This is a genomic window from Mycobacterium sp. (assembly GCF_039583805.1).
Classification (GTDB): Bacteria; Actinomycetota; Actinomycetes; order Mycobacteriales; family Mycobacteriaceae; genus Mycobacterium.
The window spans coordinates 1-15,976 of record NZ_JAVKSH010000068.1 but is presented as its reverse complement, the minus strand read 5'-3'; the positions used below and the strand labels follow the sequence as shown (position 1 = coordinate 15,976).

Sequence of the window (15,976 nt, the reverse complement as noted above, 5' to 3'; positions counted from 1 at the left end):
CCGGCCAGCAGCTGGGCCGCGCCCGCCGCGCCCGCGACGCCGTGCAGCCCGGCCCGCATCACCCCGGCCGCGCCGCCGGTCACGCCGCCTGCCACGCTGCCCAGGACGGCGGCGACATCCGGAACCTTCACCCTCGAACCCTTCAGCTAGGTCTCCCCCGACACCGTAACGGCGGCCCGCCGGGTTCGCCGCCGTCTCGGCGGTCAGGAGCCCTTGATGCCGATCGTGATCACGTCGTTGACAAGCCTGGTCCACGGGGCTCGTCGAACCGGGTGCTGGTCGCGAATCTCGAACCCGGCGTCGGCGAACAGCGTCCGCAGCTGTTCGGCGGAGGGGTGGTGCGCGGGTTTCCACCTGCTGCCCACCGGCGCCTGCAGCAGCGGCTGCCGGGCGCTCAGGGTCGAGACCGCCGCCAGCCCGCCCGGCCGCAGCACGCGGTGGAATTCGCGCAACGCCGCCGGCTGGTCGAAGAAGTGAAACGCCGACGTCGTCACCACGGCGTCCAGCGCCCCGTCGTCGAAGGGCAGCTGCTCGGCCGGCCCGCGCAGCCACCGCACCCGCGGCGAGCGGGCCCGGGCCGCGCGCAGCATGCCGTCGGACATGTCCACGCCGCAGACGTCGGCGGGCTGCAGCTCGCGCTGGATTCGATCCGCGAGAATGCCTGTGCCGCAGGCGATGTCAGCAATTCGCTGAGACTCGTGGGCGCGCAGCGCCGCGATCACCTCGTCATGTGCCGGACGGTAGACCCAGCGTTGCAGCCATGGCTGGTCGTAAGCCGGGGCAGCGACGCTCCAGAACCGGGTGACGGCGCTGTTGAAGCCCCGACGTGCGGGCGACGTCATGCGGTCAGCTCCGAGGTGTAGTAGACGGTGTCGGCCATCGACAGCGAGTCGTTGCTCGGCGGGATCGCCTCGCTGGCCAGCCGGCTGCCGACGGCGCTGAGCGCGGTGACGTTGTCCAGCAGGCGATCCTGCGCGTCCGGCGGCAGGTAGCCGAACAGGCCTTGGGCGATCCACGCGGTGGGCGCGCCGGCGTCGAAACCGGCGTCGAGCAGAGCCGCCGGCCAGTCGTGCCGCAGATCGACCGCCACCGGGCGCCGGTCGGCGGTCGCCTCGTGGAAGAACGCGTCGAAGCGGGTGCGGGCGGCCGTCGCGGCGGGCATGTGCTCGAGCTTCCAGCCGGATTCGGCGTCGTCGACGTCGGCGGCGGCCACGTCAGCACGGACCAGCGGGTCGGCGAAGCGATCGTCGATCAACGGGGTGTCGGCCCTGGTGGCGATCGCCTGGGCCGCGGCCACCATGGTGGCCGTGGCGCCGACGCTGGTCGCCAGATCCCAGGGTGCCCCCAGATCCCAGGGTGCCCCCAGATCCCAGGGCGCCCCCAGATCCCAGGGCGCCGCTGTCGGTGTGTGGCACGTGTGCTCCTCTCGTGGTTAATAGTTAGATAGTATAACGAGCTGCCGGCGGGAAGTTCCGGCCCCCGGCCCCCGCCGCGCCGGGTCGGCGATTCGGTGGGCGGCTGCGACGTGTCCGGCGGATGCTGTCTGCCATGGCGACCAACACCGATCGCTATCGGGCGGCGCGTGATCAGATTCTGAGCGGTGACGCCGGGTTCACCTGGCCGCGGCTGCGCGGCGTCTTCAATTGGGCCACCGACTGGTTCGACGTCGTCGCGCGCGGCAACGACCGCACCGCGCTGCGGATCGCCGACGCCGACGGCGCGGAGCAGGCGGTGAGCTTCGCCGCGCTGGCCGACCGCTCCGACCGGGTGGCGGCCTGGCTGCAACGGCTCGGCGTCACCGCCGGCGACCGCGTCATGCTGATGCTGGGCAACCGTGTCGAGCTGTGGGAGGCGATGCTCGCCGTCGCCAAGCTCGGCGCCGTCGCGATGCCCACGACGGGCGCGCTGCCGCCCGCGGGCCTGGCCGACCGCGTCACCCGCGGCGGCGCCCGCGCCGTCATCGCCGACGCCGCCGACACGTCCAAGTTCGACGGCGTCGACGGCGACTACACCCGCATCGCGGTCGGCGCCGCCCGCGACGGGTGGCACCGCTACCGTGCCGATCTGCCCCCGGGCGGTCCGTTCACCGCCCGCACCACAGTCGACGACCCGCTGCTGGTCTACTTCACGTCGGGCACCACCAGCGCGCCCAAGCTGGTGGAGCACTCGCAGGTCAGCTACCCGGTGGGCCATCTGTCGACGATGGCGTGGATCGGGCTGCGGCCCGGCGACGTGCACCTGGCGATCAGCGCACCGGGATGGGCCAAACACTCCTGGAGCTGCCTGTTCGCCCCGTGGATCGCCGAGGCGACGATCTTCGTCTACACCTGCCGACGGCTGGACCCCGCGGCCCTGCTGGCGCAGATCCGCCGCGCCGGGGTGACCACGTTCTGCGCGCCTCCGACGGTGTGGCGCATGCTCGTCACGGCCGAGCTGGGGACCCGGCCCGCGGCGCTGCGCGAGGTGGTGGCCGCCGGCGAGCCGCTCAACGCCGACGTCATCGCCCGGGTCCGCCGCGCCTGGGGGCTGACCGTCCGCGACGGCTTCGGGCAGACGGAGACCACGCTGCTGATCGGCAACCTGCCCGGCCAGCCGGTCAAGCCGGGTTCGATGGGCCGGCCGCTGCCCGGCGTCCCGGTGCTGCTGGTCGACCCGGTCACCGGGGCCCCCGCCGACGAGGGCGAGATCTGCCTGGACCTGGCCGCCCGTCCGGTCACCCTGATGTCGGGATACCTCGACGATCCGCCGCGCGACGCGGCAGCGCGCGCCGGCGGCTACTACCACACCGGCGACGTCGCCCGGCGCGACGCCGACGGCTACATCACCTACATCGGCCGCACCGACGACGTGTTCAAGTCGTCGGACTACAAGGTGTCGCCGTTCGAGCTGGAAAGCGTGCTGGTCGAGCACCCCGCGGTGGTCGAGGCCGCCGTCGTGCCGCAGCCCGACGAGATCCGGCTGGCGACCCCCAAGGCCTACGTCCGTGTGGCCGACGGCTGGCCGGCCGACGCGGCCACGGCGCGGTCCATCATGGAGTACGTGCGCGACCGGGTGGCGCCGTATCTGCGGGTGCGGCGCATCGAATTCGGCGAGCTGCCCAAGACGATCTCCGGGAAGATCCGGCGGGCGGAGCTGCGCCGCCGCGAAGAGGATGCCTACCGCAGCGGCGCGCCGGGGCCCGGTGAGTACCGATACGAGGACCTGGTGGGCTAGCCGATGCAGTCTTATGCCGCCGGCCCCACCGGGACCCCGCTGCTGCACGAAACCATCGGGGCCAACCTCGAGCGCGTCGCCGCTGCGGCGCCTGCCGCCGAGGCGCTGGTCGAGGCCGGCACCGGCAGGCGCTGGACCTACCGCGAGTTCAACGCCGACGTCGACTGTGTTGCCAGGGGTTTGATGTCGCTCGGCGTCGACCAGGGCGAGCGGGTGGGCATCTGGTCGCCCAACTGCGCCGAGTGGACCATCGTGCAATACGCCACCGCGAAGATCGGCGCCGTCCTGGTAACCGTCAATCCCGCCTACCGCAGCCACGAACTCGGCTACGTGCTCAACCAGTCCGGCATGCGGACCCTCGTCGCGGCGACGGCGTTCAAGACCGCCGATTACCGGCGCATGGTCGCCGAGGTGCGCCCGCACGCCAAGGCGCTGCGCGAGGTCGTGTTCCTGGGCACCGACGACTGGGCCGGCCTGCGCGAGAGCGGGGCGGCCCTGACCGGCGAGGACGTGGCGGAGCGGATGGCCGGCCTGGCCTGCACCGACCCGATCAACATCCAATACACTTCCGGGACAACGGGTTTCCCAAAGGGCGCAACGCTGTCACATCGCAACATCCTCAACAACGGCTTCTTCGTCACCGAACTGCTCGGCCTGGGCCCTGCCGACCGGTTGTGCCTGCCGGTGCCGTTCTACCACTGCTTCGGCATGGTGATGGGCAATCTCGGCTGCACCACCCACGGCGCCACCATGGTGATCCCCACGGCCGGGTTCGACGCGGGCGCCACGCTGGCCGCGATCGAACGGGAACGCTGCACCGGCGTCTACGGGGTGCCGACCATGTTCATCGCGATGCTGGATCATCCGGCCTGTGCCAACAGCGATCTGACGTCGCTGCGAACCGGTATCATGGCCGGGTCGGTCTGCCCGGTCGACGTCATGAAGCGCTGCACGGCCGAGCTGAACATGACCGACGTCGCGATCGCCTACGGCATGACCGAGACGTCGCCGGTGTCCTGCCAGACACGCATCGACGACGACCTCGAGCGCCGCACCGCGACCGTCGGCTGCGCGCACCCGCACGTGGAGATCACGGTCGTCGACCCCGCCACCGGTGACGTCGTCGAACGCGGCCAACCGGGCGAGTTCTGCGCGCGCGGCTACTCGGTGATGCTGGGGTACTGGCGCGATGAGGAGCAGACCCGCGAGGTGATCGACGCCGACGGCTGGATGCACAGCGGGGACCTGGCCGTCATGCGCGACGACGGCTACTGCGTGATCGTCGGGCGGCTGGGGGACATGGTGATTCGCGGCGGCGAGAACATCTACCCGCGCGAGATCGAGGAATTCCTGCTCACCCATCCCGACGTCGCGGACGTGCAGGTCGTCGGGGTTCCCGACGCGACGTTGGGCGAAGAGCTCTGCGCCTGGATCCGGATGAAACCGGGCAGTCCCCCGCTGGACGCCGACGCGCTGCGCGCCTTCGCCGCGGGCAAGGTCGCGCACTACAAGATTCCCCGATACGTGCGCGTCGTCGACGAGTTCCCGATGACCGTCACCGGCAAGGTGCGCAAGGTCGACATCCGTGCGGAAAGCCGCCGGCTGTTTGGCCTGGCGTGATCTTCCCGGAACCCGGCTGAAGAAACCGACGATTCGCGGTAGGTTGAACGGTTGTGACCTGGTGGATCACCCGCGCCGCGCGGACGCTGTCCGAGGAGGTGCCGGCGGCGCCACGCGACGTGCGCGGCTTCTACGTGGATTTGGAAAACCTCAAAGCCGTTCACCCGCTGATCGTCTCGGTGCGCACGGTGTCGCGCGTCGAAACCACGACCGGATACGACCAGACCTATCGGGTGCGCGACCGGATCCCGCTGGGGCGCTTGACTCTGCCGATCAGCTACCGCGCGCGGCTGCATGTTCCGGTGCACGGCGACGTGACTACCGAAGCGCGCCAGTTCCCGCGGGTGCGGCTGACCGCAACGGTGACCTTCGAGCCGGTCGCCGCGGGCACCCGGCTCACCGAGAACCTGACGATGTGCGCCCCCAGACCGCTGGCCGCCATGACGATCCGGGAGGCCGTCCAGGCTCACCGGGAGATGCTGGCGGGTGTTCGCCGTCATTTTCAGGAATCGTCGTGACCCGCTCCCGGATCGTCTGACGCGCGGTCACGCAGGTACTTCGTCGAGCTCCAGCCGCCGTCGACGACGATGGTCTGGCCATTGATGAAACTGCCTGCGACAGAACACAAGAACGCGACCGCACCGGCGACGTCGTCGACCGTGCCCAGCCGTTGATGCGGTGTCATGTCGACGTTGAGCCGACGGAAATACGGGTCGCGCAGGCGCTGCTCGGTCATCGGCGTTCGGATCACCCCGGGCGCCACGGCGTTGCAGCGGATGCCCTGCGGTCCGTACTGGCAGGCGATGTGCGTGGTCAGCGCCGTCAGCCCGCCCTTGGCCGCCGAATAGGCGCCGCCGCGGAGGCCCCCTACGACGGCGAACGTCGAGGTGATGTTGACGATCGCCGAACCCGGCCGCATGTGCGGCAGCGCGGCGCGGGTCAACCGGAACGGCGCCCGCAGCATCAGGTCGAGGACATGATCCAGGGTCGCGTCGTCGGTCTCGTGCAGCGGTGTGGGGCTGCCGATTCCGGCGTTGTTGACCAGGAAGTCGATCCGGCCCCAACGCTCGACCGCGGTGCCGGTGATGCGCGCCGGCGCCGCGTCGTCGGTGAGGTCGACCGCCACGGTGGCCGTCCGGTCGGGGTCGCCGATCGCGTCGGCCAAGTCGTCGAGCCTGTCCGCGCGCCGTCCGGTGGCCAGCACCGCCATCCCCATGTCGGCGAGAGTGGTCGCGCAGCCGAAGCCGATGGCTCCGGTCGCGCCGGTGACGATCGCTACCTGCATCTCATCCGTCCGGTTCCATGAGCGCCGCCCTTATCTGATGCTTGAGCACCTTACCGGCGTCGTTGCGCGGCAGGTCGTCCCAAATCACCACCTGCTCCGGTGCTTTGAACTTCGCCACGCCGTGCTCTCGCAGGAAGCCACGCAGGCTGGCGACGTCGGGACCGGGCCGGTCGGTGGGCACGACCACAGCGCACGCCCGCTCGCCGGTGTCCGGGTCGGGCAGGCCGACGACGGCGATGTCCGCGACGCCGGGATGACCGATGAGGACGTCCTCGACTTCCTTGGGAGCGATGTTCTCGCCGTTGCGGACGATGACGTCCTTGGCCCGCCCGGTGACGACGAGGTAGTCGCCGTCCGCCCAGCGACCCAGGTCGCCGGTGCGGAAGTAACCGTCGGCGTCGAACGCGTCGGCTTCGTCCTCGGGATGCAGGTAGCCGCGCAGCATCTGCGGACCGCGCACGCGGATCTCACCGTCCCCATGTCGGCGAATGTCGAGCCTGATGTCGGCGAACCCGGCGTGCCCGTCGGTGTCGGCGGCGTGGCCGGCGTCGCGGGGCGAGCCGACCGTGGTGACGGGCACCTCCGTCGACCCGTACACCCGGGTCACGTCGGCATACGCGAAATACTCGGCGGCGCTGCGGATCAACGCCGGCGGCACCGACGCGCCGCCGCAGACGAACAGTGTCAGGTCGGGCAGCCGGGTGCCGACCCGCTCGGCGGCGGCGAGCAGCTGCCGCAAAAAAGGCGTGGCGCCGGCGATGTGGGTGCAGCGCTCGGTCAGCATCAGCTCGACGGCCGTGTCGGCGTTCCAGCGGTCCATCAGCACCGCGGTGGTGCCCAGCAGCAGCGGGCCTTCGAACGCGTAGATCGAGCCGCCGATGTGGGCGACGGGCGACGGCACCACAAACCGGTCGCCGGGCCGCACCTGCCAATGCTCGCGAATCTGGCACATCAGGGCGTGGATCGAATTATGGCTGTGCAGAACGCCTTTCGGTGTCCCGGAGGTACCGGAGGTGTAGAGGATCATGCGCACCGCGTCGGCGTCGAGGAGGGGCCACGGCATGGCCGGCGGCCGGTGCTCCAGGAGATCGGCATACACCGTGCGGCCACCGTCCCCGCCGCGCAGCACGACCACCTCGGGCGGCGAATCCAGCGCGGCGCTCGCCCGGTCGACCATTGCCGGGAAATCGTGCCCGCCGAATTCGGCCGGTATGAAGATCAGCCGGGTGCGCGCGTCGTCGAGGATGAAGCGCAGCTCGCGGTCCCGCAGCGTCGGCAGGATCGGGTTGACCACCATTCCGGCCATCGTGGCGGCGAGGTAGACAACGGCGGCTTCATGCCAATTCGGCAGCATGACCGACACCACGGCTCCGGCCGGCATCCGGGCCAGCAGTGCCTGCCCCAGCGCCGCCGCGTCCGCGTAGAGGGTTCGGCAATCCATGCGGTGTTCGCCGTCGACCAGCAGCACTCGTCGCGGTGTGCGCTGCGCGGCCCGGATCAGCGCATCGGCGACGGTGCTGCGTACCCACCAGCCGCGCGCGTACGCGTCCGCTGCCCGTGCACTGTCCCAGCGGACCCGTCGTCCACCGATCAGTCTCTCGCTCATCGCCGTCGCGCCCGCCCATCACACTAACGCGGAGGCGCCGCGGACCCTCGGCACCCGGACGTTCGCCGCCGTGACCGACACCACCGGCACCTGCCGAGCAAGACCTCGGCCCATCGGCCGTGTCTTTCCATTTCGCAGCGGGGGGTCACCCCTAAACTGGCCCTGATTCGACAGGGAGGGGTTGACCGGGCATGCCTGCGTCGACATCGCTCGCGCCGAACACCGCAGGGCTGTACCCCGCACCGGTTCGCGGCACGCGACGACCGCGATGGGTTGCCCCGGTGCGGCAGGCCGGCCGTGCCGCCACCTCGCGGCGACGCGACCCGCAGCGACCTCCGCGCCGCAGTGGCATTCCCGCGCTGGACGGCCTGCGCGCGGTGGCCGTCGCGCTGGTGCTGGCCGACCACGGCGGCATCCCGGGCGTGGGCGGCGGCTTCCTCGGTGTCGACGTGTTCTTCGTGCTCAGCGGCTTCCTGATCACCTCGCTGCTGCTCGACGAACTGGGGCGCCGCGGCCGGATCGACCTGGCCGGCTTCTGGGTCCGGCGGGCGCGGCGGCTGCTGCCCGCGCTGGTCCTGATGGTGCTGGCCATCGCGGCCGGCCGCGCGCTGTTTCCCGCCGAGGCGGTCGCGGGCCTGCGCGACGAGGCGATCGCCGCGTTCTTCTGGGTCGCGAACTGGATGTTCGTCGCCCAGCAGACGGATTACTTCACTCAGGGCGCACCGCCATCACCGCTGCAGCACGCATGGTCGCTCGGCGTCGAGGAGCAGTACTACATCGTCTGGCCGCTGCTCCTGGTCGCGGCGGCGGTGCTGCTGGCGCTGCGGGCGCGGCGTCGCGGTCGGCCGGCCACCGTGGGCGGGGTGCGGCTGACCGTCTTCTTGCTGGCGACGCTGGGCGCACTGGCGTCCGCCGCCGCCGCGATTCTCTGGGCCTCCGACGCCGCCCGCGACCGCGTCTACTTCGGCACCGACACCCGGGCGCAGGCGCTGCTGACCGGCGCCGCGGCGGCGGCTCTGGTGGTCGGGGACTGGCCGGCGCTGAACCGCGGCTGGTCGTTGATCCGGACCGCATGGGGCCGCTGGGTCGTCCGAGGGTTGCCGGTGCTCGGCGTGACGGGACTGGCGGTGCTGGCCCACTGCGCGGCGGGCAGCGCGCACGAGTTCCGCGCCGGGCTGCTGATCGCCGCGGCAGCTGCGGCGGTTGCGGTTGTCGCGCCGGTGGCGCTGGACCAGCAGGGACCGGTCGCGACGGTGCTGGCCTGGCGTCCGCTGGTGTGGCTGGGCACCATCTCCTACGGCGTGTACCTGTGGCACTGGCCGATCTTCCTGGTGCTCAACGGTGAACGGACCGGGTGGTCGGGAATGCCGCTGTTCGCCGCGCGGTGCGCCGCCACCCTCGCAACGTCGGCCGCGTCGTGGTGGTTGGTCGAACAGCCGATCCGGCGATGGCGACCGGTGCGGGTGCCGTTGCTGCCGCTGGCCGGTGCGACCGTCACCACCGCCGCCGCGGTGACGATGCTGGTCGTCCCGGTCGGCGCCCGGCCCGACGGTGTGGTCGACGGCGGCCTGCCGCCGGGGGTGTCGCCGGTCGCGGTGGTGTCGCCGTCTCCGCCGGGGGCGCTTCGGCCGGCGCGCGCCGTCGCCCAGCGAGATCCCCGGCGCCCGTTCACGGTCTCGGTGTTCGGCGACTCGATCGGCGCGACGTTGATGCACTTTCTGCCGCCCACCCCCGGCTTTCGTTTCGTCGACCACACCGTCATCGGCTGCAGCCTGGTGCGCGGCGGCCCGTACCGCTACCTCGGCGAGACCCTGGAGCAGAAGAGCGAATGCGAGTCGTGGCCGGGCAGATGGGCCGCGCAGGTCAGCGCGGACCGCCCGGATGCCGTCCTGCTGATCGCCGGCCGCTGGGAAACGGTGGACCGGGTCAACGAGGGGCACTGGACCCACATCGGCGACCCGGGATTCGACGCCTACCTGGCCGGTGAGCTGGGGCGCGCGCTGGATGTCCTCGGCAGCGCGGGGGCGCCCCTGACGGTGGCCAATCTGCCCTACAGCCGGCGCGGCGAAAGACCGGACGGCAGCCTGTTTCCCGAAGACCGGCCCGATCGGGTGAACCAGTGGAACACGTTGCTGCGCACCATTATCAGCCAACATCCTCGCGTCGGCATACTCGACCTGAACAAGAAGCTGTGCCCGCAGGGCGTCTACACCCCAAAGGTCGACGGCATCGCAGTCCGCGGTGACGGCGTGCACCTCACCGCCGAGGCCGTCAAATGGCTGACGCCGTGGCTGGAGGAGTCGCTGCGGTAGGGCCCGCGGCGTTGGCCACGGGCCGTCGCGGCGGGGATCAGCTGACCGAACCGTGCGGCAGCAGCACGATCTTGCCGTGGGTGTGCCGCCTTTCGAGTTGCTCGAAAGCGTCCGCCACCCGGTCCAGCGGAAAGCTGGCGGCGATGTCGACGTCGACGGCGCCGCTGACAACCATGTCGGCCATCTCGGCCAGCACCTCCGGTGTGGACGCGTCCATGCTGCCTTGGGTTTTCGCGCCGACTGCGGTTGCCTTGTCGAACGAGATGATCGTCTCGATCCGCTCCGGCCGCACACCGAGGTCGGCGGCGAGCTGGACGTACTCCGGGCCGAACAGGTCGATGAACGCGTCGATCCCGTCGGGCGCGGCGGCGCGCAGCCGGTCGGCCAGCCCCGCGCCGTAGTCGACGGGGGTCACGCCGTGCGCGCGCAGCCAATCAGCGCTGCGCGCCGAGGCGATACCCAACACCCGGGCGTTGCGGCGGGTCAGCAGTTGCACGACGGGGCTGCCGACACCGCCGGCGGCCGCCGACACCGCGACGGTCTCGCCCGGCTGCGGTGCCACCGCCCGGACCGCGGCATAGGCCGTGCAGCCTGCGACGTACAGCGAACCCGCCACCTTCCAACCCAATTCGGCTGGTTTGCGGATCAGCTGGCCGACCGGGACGGTTGTGTGGGTGGCGTGGCTGGACCGGCGCAGGCTGAACCCGAGCACGTCGTCGCCGACAGCGAACTCGGTCACCCCGGCGCCGGCGCCGGCCACGACACCGGCCAGGTCGCTGCCCTCACCGCAGGGAAACGTGGCCGGGAACATGTCGTGCAGCGCGCCGGTGCGGATGGCGGCCTCACCGGGATTGATCCCGGCGGCGCGGACCTCGACGAGCACTTCGCCCGCACCCGGCGACGGCATGTCGATGTCGGCGACGTACAGCACGTCGCGGCCGCCGTAGCGGTCGAAACGCACCGCGCGCGCGTTCGCCGGTGTCGTCACCGTGGACCGGCCATCGTCACTCCACGACGATCGGATCGCCGATGTTCACGTTGTCGAAGTACCAGGCGGCGTTGTTCGGGCTGAGGTTGATGCACCCGTGACTGACGTTGGCGTAGCCCTGCGAGTCCACCGACCAGGGCGCGGAGTGCACGTAGACGCCGCCCCAGGTGACCCGCACCGCGTACTGCGCGGTGAGCAGGTACCCTTCCGGCGAATTGAGTGGGATGTCAATGGTTCTCGAATCCATGACGACGGAGCGCTCCTTGGACAGCGCGCTGAACTGGCCGATCGGGGTCGGGCGGCGGGGTTTGCCCATCGACGCCGGCATCGTGCGCAGCACTTCGCCGTTCCTGCTGACGGTGAAGGTGTGCTCGGAGATGCTGGCCACAGCGAGCAGCTCGTCACCGGTGTCGAACCCGGTCGTCAGCGCCTGCACGCCCACCGACACGTGCGAGTGGGCGGGCCAGTACCGCGCCGGGACCCATTGCACCGCGTTGTTCTCGACCCATTCGAAATGTCCGGGCATGTCGATCGGCGGCGTGACGTGAATGGACCGTTCGGCGGCGACGCGATCGGTGACGGGCGCGGTGAACGTCACCACGACCGGATGCGCCACGCCCACCACCGCGCCGTTCGCCGGCAAAACCGAGGCGACTGCGGGGACCGGTTCGGGAACCGGGAGGGCGGCCTGGCTGCGGCCCGTGCTGCCGAACACGTCCAGCGAGGTGATCGCCACCAGAGCGAACAGACGAACCGCTCGACGCATGGCCCTCACCCTTCGAGATGGTGCGATCGCTACCACCGACATTCTACTGGCCGACCGGAACGCGCCCCGGGTCTCGGGAATTCCGGGCGACGCCTCATGGTGACTTCGGAGCCTGTGACACCGCGGACGGGTCGCGCGGAGTTGACCTCGCCGCCGGGCGCGGTTCACCGCTCGCCCGAGTTCGTCGACCCGCAGGTGTGGGCAGTTATCCGCCTGCGCTGACCGAAGCCGGCGGCGCCGCCGCGCTGGTCGGATTGAAGCCGGCCAGGTGCCCGCTTTCCACCCCGGCCGCCGGGTCGAGTTCGCAGTCGAGGATCGACGGACCCCGCGAGGCTATCGCTTCGGTGAGCGCCGCCCGCAGCTCCGACGGAGTGCTGACGTGATAACCATTGCCGCCGAACGCCTGCGCGATCAGTTCGTGCCGCGCGTGCGCGTTCAGCACGGTGGGCGCCGGATCTGATCCGTGCGCGGCCGTGCCCGCCGCGGTCTCGTCGCCGCGGTAGACACCGCCGTTGTTGAGGATGACGACGGTCACCGGCAGGTGATAGCGGCAGATGGTCTCGATCTCCATTCCGCTGAAACCGAATGCGCTGTCGCCCTCGATCGCAACGACCGGCTTGCCGGTCTCCACCGCGGCGGCGATCGCGTAGCCCATGCCGATACCCATCACGCCCCAGGTTCCGGTGTCGAGCCGGTGTCGAGGCAGCGCCATGTCGATGACGTTGCGGGCCAGGTCCAGCGCGTTGGCTCCCTCGTTGACCAGATAGACGTCCGGGTTATCTTGCAGCACGGTGCGAATAGCGCCCAGCGCGTTGTAAAACCGCATGGGGTGCGGATTTTCGGCCAGGCGTTCGCGCATCGCGGCTTCGTTGCGGGATTTGCGATCGGCAACTGCGTCCGTCCAGTCCGCGGGCACGATGATCGGGTGGGCAGCCACTGCGTCACACAACGCCGACATCACCGAGCCGATGTCGCCGATCAGCGGCGCGGCGATCGGTTGGTTGCTGTCGAGTTCCGATGCCGCGATGTCGACCTGCACGAATTTGGTATCGGCGGCCCATTGCGGCGAATCTCCATGGCCGAGCAACCAGTTGAGTCGGGCACCGACCAGCAGGACGGCGTCGGCGCGCGCGATCGCCAGCGATCGTGCGGCGGCGGCCGACTGCGGGTGCGAGTCCGGCAGCAGCCCTTTGGCCATCGACGTCGGCAGGTACGGAATCCCGGTGGTCTCCACGAACCTGCGGATCACCGCGTCGGCCTGGGCGTAGGCCGCGCCCTTGCCGAGCAGGATCAGCGGTCGCTCGGCCCGCGCCAGCACCTCCAGCGCGCGCTCGACCGCGTCGGGTGCCGGCAGCTGCTGCGGGGCGGGGTCGACGACCCGCCAGACCGTGGCCGCTGCGGCGGCGGTGTCCATGGCCTGGCCCAGGACGTCACCGGGGATATCGAGGTAGACCCCGCCCGGGCGGCCGGAGATCGCGGTGCGGACGGCGCGCGCCACGCCGCGCCCGATATCTTCGACCCGGCCGATCCGGTAGGCCGCCTTCGCGAACGGCCTTGCGGCGCTGAGCTGGTCGAGCTCGCCGTAGTCGCCGCGCTGCAGGTCGACCATCGCCCGATTGCCGGAGCCCGAGATCTGGATCATGGGGAAGCAGTTGGTGGTGGCGTTCGCCAGCGCGGCCAGACCGTTGAGAAAACCGGGCGCCGACACGGTCAGGCACACCCCCGGCCGGCGGGTGAGGAAACCGGCGGCGGCCGCGGCATGGCCGGCCGAGGTTTCGTGGCGGAATCCGATGTAGCGGATTCCGGATGCCTGCGCGACACGCGCCAGGTCGGTGATCGGAATGCCGACCACCCCGTAGATGGTGCCGACGTCGTTTGCCTGCAGGGCGTCCACGACGAGGTGGAAGCCGTCGGTCAACCGCGTCGATCGAGGCGCGTGGCTCCCAGACGCCGAAACGGTGGTCATGGTGGCAACTCCTCGTGTGCGCGTGGTCGGTGGGCCGCCCCGACCGCCTCATTCCAGTAGTCTCTCAGTCATCACTGTGATCCCGGCTCCCGCAGGTGTCGACGATCCAGCCGCTGTGCGGCGATTGGCGTCGTCGATCACCGTTGCCCGGGGCCGAAGACCGCCGGAGCGCGGGATTCTGTGGAGAGCGGATTCTGTGGAGAGAGCGATGACATCAGGTGGCACCAGCACCGAGGTCACGGGGTCGGTGCACCGAGACAGCCCGCGCATCGCCGATCTGGTGGAGCTGGCGGCCGGCCGGGCACCGGATGCCCCAGCGCTCGTCGTCACCGCCGCGCACACACCGATCAGCTACCGCGGGCTGATCGGACTGGTTGACGATCTGACCGCGTCCCTGGTGCGGGGCGGCCTGACAAAGGGTGATCGGGTCGCGCTGCGCACCGCCAGCAGCGCCGAATTCGTGGTCGGGCTGCTGGCGGCGTCGCGAGCGGAGCTGATCGCGGTCCCGCTGGATCCGGCATTGCCCATCGGCGAGCAGCGTGCCCGCAGCCAGGCGGCGGGCGTGCGGGTGGTGCTCGTCGACGGCCAGCGGCCCGGCGACGCAGGTGACGCGGACCCGCGGTGGTGGCCGATAGCGGTGACCGTCGGCGGTGCGGACGGCGCCGCAGCCGCGGAATTGGACGCCGCCGCGGCGCCGAAGGGTGACGTCGCGACGCCCGAGGGGCTCCGCGACGACGACGCGATGATCATGTTCACCGGCGGAAGCACCGGTGTGCCGAAGATGGTGCCCTGGACGCGCGCCAACCTTGCCGCCTCGGTGCGGTCCATCGTCGCCGGATACGGCCTCGGGCCGCAGGACGCCACGGTTGCGGTGATGCCGCTCTACCACGGGCACGGGCTGCTCGCCGCGCTGCTGGCGACCCTGGTGTCCGGTGGAACCGTGTTGCTGCCCGCCAGCGGACGCTTCTCGGCGCACACGTTCTGGGACGACGTCGAGGCGGTCCGGGCCACCTGGTACACCGCTGTTCCGACGATTCATCAGATCCTGTTGGAGCGCGCCAAGATTGAGCGGCCGGGGAACACACGAGCGTTGCGATTCATCCGCAGCTGCAGCGCCCCGCTCACCACGGAAACGGCGCAGGCGCTGCGGGAGAGGTTCTCGGCGCCGGTGGTGTGCGCTTTCGGCATGACGGAGGCCACCCACCAGGTGGCGACGACGTCTATAGGACCCAGCCGCACTACTGGCGCCAGTGAAAATGGCGACAGTGAAAATGGCGACAGTGAAAACCTAGCTGCTACACCAGGTCTCGTTGGCCGTTCGACCGGCCCGGAGATTCGCATCGTCGGTCCCGACGGCAAACCAGCGCCCGCGGAGGCCGTCGGCGAGGTCTGGTTGCGTGGCAACACCGTGGTACGAGGCTACCTCGGCGATCCCGCGATCACCGCCGCCAACTTCACCGACGGGTGGCTGCGCACCGGCGACCTGGGGGCGTTGTCGCGCGGCGGCGAGCTGACCATTCGCGGCCGGATCAAAGAACTCATCAACCGGGGCGGTGAAAAGATCTCCCCGGAGCACGTCGAAGGCGTGTTGGCCAGCCACCCCGACGTGCTGGAAGCGGCCGTCTTCGGCGTCGCGGACACGATGTACGGGGAGACCGTGGCGGCGGTGATCGTGCCGCGCGGATCCGCCTCGCCGACGTCGGCCCAGCTTGCGGAGTTCTGCCGAGACCGTCTGGCCCCCTTCGAGATTCCGGTCAGCTTCCGGCAAGCGAGCGAGCTGCCGCACACTGCGAAGGGCTCGCTGGACCGTCGCGCGGTGGCCGAACACTTCGGCCGGGGTGCGTAGCCGGTGGCCCTGTAAACAGTCCGGGGGCCGACGACGTCACCCTTGGTGACGGGCCGTTGATCCGCCGGTGGCGCCACCACGACCGGCGCTCGTGCGCGAGGTCCGCAGCAGATGTGCACGCTCGTTATGCGCGACTTCGAAGCCATCCCCCGGCCACGGCGGCCGGTGCTACCGGAAGCGTTCGACCGGATCGCGCAGTCAGCTTCGGAACGTCGACACCTCGTGATCACAATTCCGTTGGCTGCGGACTCAGATCACTCAGGGGTGTCGAGCTAGAGGCCGCTTCCCGGACTTGCACCTAAGAACGTGTTGGGAAAGTGACTGGGCGTGTCTGCGTGACTAATGTGATTAGAGTAGTCAGTGTGGCTATGTGG

11 protein-coding genes and 1 pseudogene are annotated in these 15,976 nt (G+C 70.6%); 5 read left to right on the top strand and 7 right to left on the bottom strand.

The window, feature by feature from the left end:
* Positions 1-203 precede the first annotated feature (203 nt).
* Positions 204-842 (bottom strand): methyltransferase domain-containing protein, encoded by a 639-nt coding sequence (locus ABDW21_RS10810; RefSeq protein WP_343601290.1) that lies wholly within the window; start codon positions 840-842, stop codon positions 204-206.
* 59 nt (positions 843-901) lie between these two features.
* Positions 902-1,300, bottom strand: a pseudogene (locus tag ABDW21_RS10805) (class I SAM-dependent methyltransferase); the annotation flags it as partial.
* A gap of 248 nt (positions 1,301-1,548) precedes the next feature.
* Between ABDW21_RS10805 and ABDW21_RS10800 the strand changes: the two are divergent.
* From ABDW21_RS10800 to ABDW21_RS10790, 3 genes are read left to right on the top strand one after another with little or no spacing between them, the layout of a single operon-like run.
* Complete coding sequence (locus tag ABDW21_RS10800; protein ID WP_343601288.1) at positions 1,549-3,213, top strand: AMP-binding protein; 1,665 nt, start codon at positions 1,549-1,551, stop codon at positions 3,211-3,213.
* A 3-nt stretch (positions 3,214-3,216) separates the two neighbouring features.
* Positions 3,217-4,833: an AMP-binding protein gene (locus ABDW21_RS10795; protein ID WP_343710450.1), complete on the top strand. Its 1,617-nt coding sequence runs from the start codon at positions 3,217-3,219 to the stop codon at positions 4,831-4,833.
* Between the two features lie 53 nt (positions 4,834-4,886).
* Complete coding sequence (locus tag ABDW21_RS10790; protein WP_343710449.1) at positions 4,887-5,351, top strand: SRPBCC family protein; 465 nt, start codon at positions 4,887-4,889, stop codon at positions 5,349-5,351.
* Here the strand turns inward: ABDW21_RS10790 and ABDW21_RS10785 are convergent.
* Both ABDW21_RS10785 and ABDW21_RS10780 read right to left on the bottom strand, forming a co-directional pair.
* Entirely contained in the window at positions 5,336-6,118 is a 783-nt protein-coding gene (locus ABDW21_RS10785) for an SDR family oxidoreductase (protein WP_343710448.1), read from the bottom strand. The genes ABDW21_RS10790 and ABDW21_RS10785 overlap by 16 nt on opposite strands.
* A 1-nt stretch (position 6,119) precedes the next feature.
* On the bottom strand, positions 6,120-7,724 hold the full coding sequence (locus tag ABDW21_RS10780) for an AMP-binding protein (RefSeq protein WP_343710447.1): 1,605 nt from the start codon (positions 7,722-7,724) through the stop codon (positions 6,120-6,122).
* A gap of 191 nt (positions 7,725-7,915) precedes the next feature.
* Between ABDW21_RS10780 and ABDW21_RS10775 the strand changes: the two genes are divergently transcribed.
* Positions 7,916-10,036 carry an acyltransferase family protein gene (locus tag ABDW21_RS10775; RefSeq protein WP_343710446.1) on the top strand — a complete coding sequence of 707 codons (2,121 nt, stop codon included), beginning with the start codon at positions 7,916-7,918 and terminating at the stop codon, positions 10,034-10,036.
* 37 nt (positions 10,037-10,073) lie between these two features.
* On the opposite strand, the gene ABDW21_RS10770 is transcribed toward ABDW21_RS10775, so the two are convergent.
* The 3 genes from ABDW21_RS10770 to oxc all read right to left on the bottom strand — a co-directional run bounded on the left by ABDW21_RS10770 (position 10,074) and on the right by oxc (position 13,756).
* Entirely contained in the window at positions 10,074-10,943 is an 870-nt protein-coding gene (locus tag ABDW21_RS10770; protein ID WP_343601293.1) for an NADP-dependent oxidoreductase, read from the bottom strand.
* Positions 10,944-11,040: 97 nt separating this feature from the next.
* The gene (locus ABDW21_RS10765) at positions 11,041-11,790 is read right to left on the bottom strand and encodes a L,D-transpeptidase (protein ID WP_343601281.1); all 750 of its coding nucleotides are present in this window, start codon (positions 11,788-11,790) and stop codon (positions 11,041-11,043) included.
* 205 nt (positions 11,791-11,995) lie between these two features.
* On the bottom strand, positions 11,996-13,756 hold the full coding sequence (gene oxc, locus ABDW21_RS10760) for an oxalyl-CoA decarboxylase (RefSeq protein WP_343601279.1): 1,761 nt from the start codon (positions 13,754-13,756) through the stop codon (positions 11,996-11,998).
* A 208-nt stretch (positions 13,757-13,964) separates the two neighbouring features.
* Here oxc and ABDW21_RS10755 point away from each other — a divergent pair, with 208 nt between their 5' ends.
* Entirely contained in the window at positions 13,965-15,602 is a 1,638-nt protein-coding gene (locus tag ABDW21_RS10755; RefSeq protein ID WP_343710445.1) for a FadD7 family fatty acid--CoA ligase, read from the top strand.
* Positions 15,603-15,976 lie beyond the last annotated feature (374 nt).